Genomic DNA, 5633 nt, shown 5'->3' with positions numbered 1-5633 from the left:
CGGGCCAGCCGGCCGCCGCGCCGGGCCAGGTCCCGGCCTCCGTGCCCGGCCAGGTCCCGGCCTCCGCGCCCGCCGCCCCGCCCGCCAAGCCCACTGGGGGGAACTGAGCCATGCGCCTCGCCCGCATCCCCGTCTCCGCCGGCCTCGTCCTGTTCGGCCTGATCCTCCAGGTCAGCGTGTTCGGCCGGCTCCAGCTCCCGGGAGCCACCCCGGACATACTGCTGCTCGTCGTGGTCGGCCTGGCCATGGTCTACGGGCCCACCGGCGGCTGCCTGGTCGGCTTCGCGGGGGGCCTGCTGGCCGACCTCGCGCCGCCCTCCGACCACGCCATCGGCCGCTACGCGCTGGTGCTCTGCCTGATGGGCTACGCCGCCGGGCTGCTGCGCCCGGACCACGGCCGCCAGCGGTCCGTGGCCGGCTCGCTGGTCGTGGTCGGCGCCGCGGCGGTCGCCTCCACCCTGCTCTACGCGATGGTCGGCGCCCTGGTCGGCGACACCGCGGCCCGGCACGTCGGCCTCGGCGGACTGGTCATCAGCGCCCTGCTCTACGACCTGCTGCTGGCCCCCTTCGTGGTGCCGCTGGTGATGTACCTCGGCCGCCGCTTCGGCCGCGACCCGGTGGCCGCCGCGGACGACGACGAGGGCGGCTCCGGCCTGGGCACGCTGGCCCGCTACCGCACCACCCGCGACACCTCGACGGGCCCGTCGTACAAGAAGCGGCGCGTGCCGGGCTTCGCCCGCCGCCCGTAACCGGACCGGCCGCCCGGCCCCGGCCCTCCGGCCCCGACCACCCGACCTCCCCGCATCCTGGAGCGCACGAGACGTGAGCAACATCCCCGAGACCGGCCGCACCCGACGGGTGACGATCCGTCTGGTGGTGCTGCAGATCCTGGTGCTGTCGCTGCTCGCCACCCTCGGCGGACGGCTGTGGTACCTGCAGATCCGCAACGCCAAGGAGTACACCGCCAAGGCGACCGGCAACCACATCCGCGAGGTGGTCGAGCCGGCCGTCCGCGGCGAGATCCTGGACGCCTCCGGGCGGGTGCTGGCCGGCAACGAGACCCGGCTGGTGGTCTCGGTCAGCCGCACCTCGCTGCTCCAGCAGAAGGACGGCGGCAAGGCGGTGCTGTCCCGGCTGGCCGAGGTGCTGGGGATGCCGGCCAAGGACGTGCAGGAGAAGGTCCGGCTCTGCGACGCCAAGACCCCGCAGCCCTGCTGGAACGGTTCGCCGTACCAGCCGATCCCGGTCACCAAGGAGGCGACCACCCAGCAGGCGATGCAGATAATGGAGCGCCGCGAGGACTTCCCCGGGATCACCGCGCAGCCCACCGCCGTACGCCGCTACACCGGCGCCGAGGGCGCCAACATGGCCCAGGTGCTCGGCTACCTCTCGCCGGTCACCGACGAGGAGGTCAGCAAGACCGCCGGCAAGAGCGGCCTGGACCGCTACCTGCCGGCCGACCAGATCGGGCGGGCCGGCCTGGAGTCGGTGTACGACCGCGACCTGCGCGGCACCGCGGGCATCACCAAGCTGGAGGTCGACAACCTCGGCCGGGTGATCGGCAACGCCGGCACCGTCGCCCCGCAGACCGGCGACAACCTGGTCACCAGCATCGACGCCCGGGTGCAGAAGGTGGTCGAGGACAACCTGGCGCAGGCCATGAACGACGCCCGGAACACCTTCGACAAGATCACCAACCGCAACTACGAGGCCGACTCCGGCGCCGCCGTGGTGATGGACGTGCACACCGGGCGGATCGTCGCGATGGCGAGCGCCCCGACCTACGACCCGAACCTCTGGGTGGGCGGCATCAGCGGCAAGGACTACCAGTCGCTGACCAGCAAGGACTCCAACTTCCCGCTGCTGAACCGGGCCATACAGGGTCAGTCCGCCCCCGGCTCGACCTTCAAGGTCATCTCCACCACCGCCGCCGTGCAGGCCGGCTACTCGCTGGACGGCCGCTACGACTGCCCGAAGAGCATGACCATCGGCGGCCGCGAGTTCAAGAACTTCGAGAGCGAGAACTTCGGCCAGATCTCCCTGGAGAAGGCGCTGGAGGTCTCCTGCGACACCGTCTTCTACGGCCTGGCGTACGACCAGTGGATGAAGGACGGCGGCATCAAGCCGAAGAAGGACCCGGGCGACTGGTTCTTCAAGACCGCCCACGAGTTCGGCCTCGGCGCCAAGACCGGCATCGACCTGCCGTCCGAGGTCACCGGCCGGGTGCCGGACCGGCAGTGGAAGCAGTCCTTCTACGACAACAACAAGGACGCCTGGTGCGCCCAGGGGCAGAAGGGCGGCAACAGCTACTCCGACCAGATCGCCCGGGAGAACTGCGTCGACGGCTACCAGATGCGCGCCGGTGACGCCGTCAACTTCGCGATCGGCCAGGGCGACACCCTCGTCACCCCGGTCCAGATGGCCCGGATCTACTCGGCGCTCGCCAACGGCGGCACCTTCTACCGGCCGACCATCGCCAAGGCCGTGATAAGCCCGGGCGGGGACCTCGTCCGCGAGATCGCCCCGCACGAGGACGCCAAGTTCCCCGGCGACGAGAAGCTGCTCAGCTACATCAACCAGGCCACCGAGAGCGTCATCAAGAGCGGTACCGCCGCCTGGAAGTTCAACGGCTGGCCGCAGGACAAGATCACGCTGCACGCCAAGACCGGCACCGCCGAGGTCGAGGGCAAGCAGACCACCTCCTGGCTGACCACGTACAGCAAGGACTACGCGGTCGTCATGACGATAAGCCAGGGCGGCACCGGCTCCGGCGGCTCCGGCGACGCCATCCGCCGGATCTACCAGGCGCTGTACGGCGTGGACGACAAGGGCGGCATCGACAGCGGCAAGGCGCTGCTGCCCGCGCCGCAGGCCGAGCTGCCGAAGTTCAACCCGGACGGCACCGCGATCATCAAGCCGGTCTCGTACGGTGCCGACGCGGCGCAGGGCGCCCAGGCCCCGGGCCTCCAGGCCCAGGCCGTCGCCGCCGCTCCGGCGCTGCTCGACACGGCCACGGCGCAGCCGGCCCCGGCGACGGCCTTCCTCGACCGGACACCGCCGGCCGACCGTCCGGCGTCGTACACCGCGGCCGACGCCGCGCTCGAACCCACGCGCGGACCGGGAAGGGGACGGGCATGACCTCCTACGGCTCGTACCGGCAGCTGCGGCTGGCCCCGCAGCGCCGCGGGGTCTCCAAGGCGCTGTCCAAGGACTCCCCGCTCTGGCGGCTCGACTGGATACTGCTGGTGGCCGCCCTCGCCCTCTCGGCCGGCAGCTCGCTGCTGGTCTGGTCGGCCACCCGCGGGCGCGACTCGCTGACCCACGGGGACCCGCAGTACTTCCTGTACCGGCACCTGACCAACTTCGTGGTCGGGCTGGTGCTGTGCTCCGTGGTGATAGCGATAGGGAGCCGGCGCTTCCGCACGATCGTGCCGTTCCTGTACGTCGGCGTGCTCGTCCTGCTGCTGGCGACGCTCAGCCCGCTCGGCTCGACCATCAACGGCGCACACTCGTGGATCCAGCTCGGCGGCGGCTTCTCGATCCAGCCGGCCGAGTTCGCCAAGCTCGCGATCGTGCTGGCGATGGCGGTCGTGCTGTCGGACCAGGTGGACGCGGGGGAGCGGGAGTTCCCCTCGCACCGGGCGGTGTTCCGGGGCCTGCTCTGGGCCGGGGTGCCGATGTGCATAGTGCTGTTGATGCCGGACGCCGGCTCGGTGATGGTGATGGCCGCCATCGTGCTGGGCATCCTGCTCGGCTCCGGCGCGGCGAACCGCTGGGTGCTCGGCCTGCTGGTGGCGGGCACCGCCGGATGCGTGGCGATCTGGAAGTTCGGGCTGCTGAGCCAGTACCAGATCGACCGCTTCGCCGCCTTCGCCAACCCGCAGCTGGACCCGAACGGCGTCGGCTACAACACCGCGCAGGCCCGGATCGCGATCGGCTCGGGCGGACTGACCGGCAAGGGGCTGTTCCACGGCACCCAGACCGTCGGGCAGTTCGTGCCGGAGCAGCAGACCGACTTTGTGTTCACCGTGGCCGGCGAGGAGCTGGGCTTCGTCGGGGCGCTGGCGATCATCGCGCTGGTCGGCGTGATCCTCTGGCGGGCCTGCCGGATCGCCCGGCAGGCGACCGACCTGTACGGGACGATCGTGGCGGCCGGGGTCATCGCCTGGATGGCCTTCCAGGCCTTCGAGAACATAGGGATGTGCCTGGGCATCATGCCGGTCGCGGGCATCCCGCTGCCGTTCGTCTCGTACGGCGGCTCGTCGATGTTCGCCAACTGGATCGCCATCGGGCTGCTCCAGGCGGTGCGGAGCCAGCGGCCGATAGCGGCCTGAGCGCGCCGCGCCGTGCGGCGGCGGGGCCGGTCCGGGACTTCCCGGGCCGGCCCCGCTGTCGTGTCCGGGGGCGCTGTCGTGTCCGGGGCCGGGGCGGGTTCAGAGGAGGCAGTCGGCGGTGGTGAGGACGGCGCGGGTCTGGTGGGCGAGTTGCTCCTGGACGGGCACCCAGCGGGTGCCGAAGCGGTGGCGCAGCCGGTCGAGGCTGTCGGCGACGACGGTGCGGGCGCGGTCGCGGGCGGCCTCGACGCCGGGGCCGCGGGTGTCGGCGAGCAGCCGCAGCAGGATCGACGCGACCCGCAGCGGTACGCGGGCGGCGACCAGTCCGGCGGTGGTCACCCGGGAGGCGGTGAGCGGTTCGGCGCCCCAGCGCTCCAGCCACTCCTCGGCCACCCGCGGGGCGACCGCCAGGCTGGACTCGGCGGTGCGCAGCAGCGGGCCGTACGCCTCGTGGCCGGGCGCCCCGGGCCGGTGCGTGCGGACGGCCGGGAGCAGGGCGGTGAGGTCCGCAGCGCGTGCGGTGAGGTCACGGGCGGCGGCCGCGAGGGCCTGCGGGCCGGCCGGGTGGCGGTGGGCGTCGCCGACCGCGTCGACGGCCCACATCGGGACCTCCAGCACCGCGGAGACCGCGCCGTACCGGGCCGCGTACGACCAGGTGGACAGCTCGGGCTCGTCCGGCAGGGCCCGGGAGCCGCCGGCGCCCGGAGACGGCATCAGGTAGGTGCCCGGGTCCGGGCTGGCCCAGCCGATCGCGTCGTAGGAGTCCACGTCGAGCGGCACGCCGGCCCGCTGCGCGGAGCGGGCGAAGCGCCCGGCCAGGCCCGGGACGGGGCGGGTGAGCTGGGCGAACGCGCCGCCGAAGTCCACCCCGTGCAGCGAGCACTGGAGGAACGGGCGCAGTTCGTCGATCAGTCCGGTCAGGGCCAGGCTCTCCGGCATCGGCGGGCGGCCGGAGCCGGGGGCGGGCAGCAGCTCGGGCTGCTCCTCGAAGGAGGGGCGGAAGAAGTGCTCGTAGTGGCGCCGCATGGTGAGCGGGCCGTCCAGCCAGCCGGCGTTGAGCGCGGCGCCGTCGGGGTCGAGGCAGAGCAGCAGGTGCCAGGAGAGTCCGGGGCGGGCGGGGCGGTCGAGCAGCACCTCGGCGAGCCGGACGGTCCCGGCGGTGCCGATCGGTTCGTTGGGGTGCGGGCCGCCGACCACCAGGACGGCCCGCGGGCCGCGGTCCACGGAGAGCAGCAGCAGCGGGCGGCCGGCCCGGGAGCGGCCCACCTCGCGCAGCCGGCAGCGGTCCGGGTGCCGCAG

At 73.1% G+C, this 5633-nt stretch carries 4 protein-coding genes; 3 read left to right on the top strand and 1 reads right to left on the bottom strand.

The genetic code is table 11. The features are described 5' to 3' along the window. Window positions 1–110: 110 nt before the first annotated feature. The 3 genes from mreD (at window position 111) to rodA (ending at window position 4334) form a co-directional block, all read left to right on the top strand. Window positions 111–749 carry a rod shape-determining protein MreD gene (mreD, locus tag AE652_RS34040; RefSeq protein ID WP_049658707.1) on the top strand — a complete coding sequence of 213 codons (639 nt, stop codon included), beginning with the start codon at window positions 111–113 and terminating at the stop codon, window positions 747–749. Window positions 750–822: 73 nt separating this feature from the next. Further along, on the top strand, window positions 823–3138 hold the full coding sequence (gene mrdA, locus AE652_RS34035) for a penicillin-binding protein 2 (RefSeq protein ID WP_049658705.1): 2316 nt from the start codon (window positions 823–825) through the stop codon (window positions 3136–3138). Next, window positions 3135–4334: a rod shape-determining protein RodA gene (gene rodA, locus AE652_RS34030; RefSeq protein ID WP_049658703.1), complete on the top strand. Its 1200-nt coding sequence runs from the start codon at window positions 3135–3137 to the stop codon at window positions 4332–4334. Before mrdA ends, rodA begins: the two co-directional genes overlap by 4 nt. A 99-nt stretch (window positions 4335–4433) precedes the next feature. On the opposite strand, the gene AE652_RS34025 is transcribed toward rodA, so the two are convergent. Then, window positions 4434–5633: M14 family zinc carboxypeptidase (locus AE652_RS34025; RefSeq protein WP_063780360.1), on the bottom strand; the 1200-nt coding region annotated here is incomplete at its 5' end.

The organism is Kitasatospora sp. MY 5-36 (genome assembly GCF_001182915.1).
Taxonomy (GTDB): domain Bacteria; phylum Actinomycetota; class Actinomycetes; order Streptomycetales; family Streptomycetaceae; genus Kitasatospora.
The sequence above is the reverse complement of the archived record's forward strand: the minus strand, read 5'-3'. Positions and strand labels throughout refer to the sequence as shown.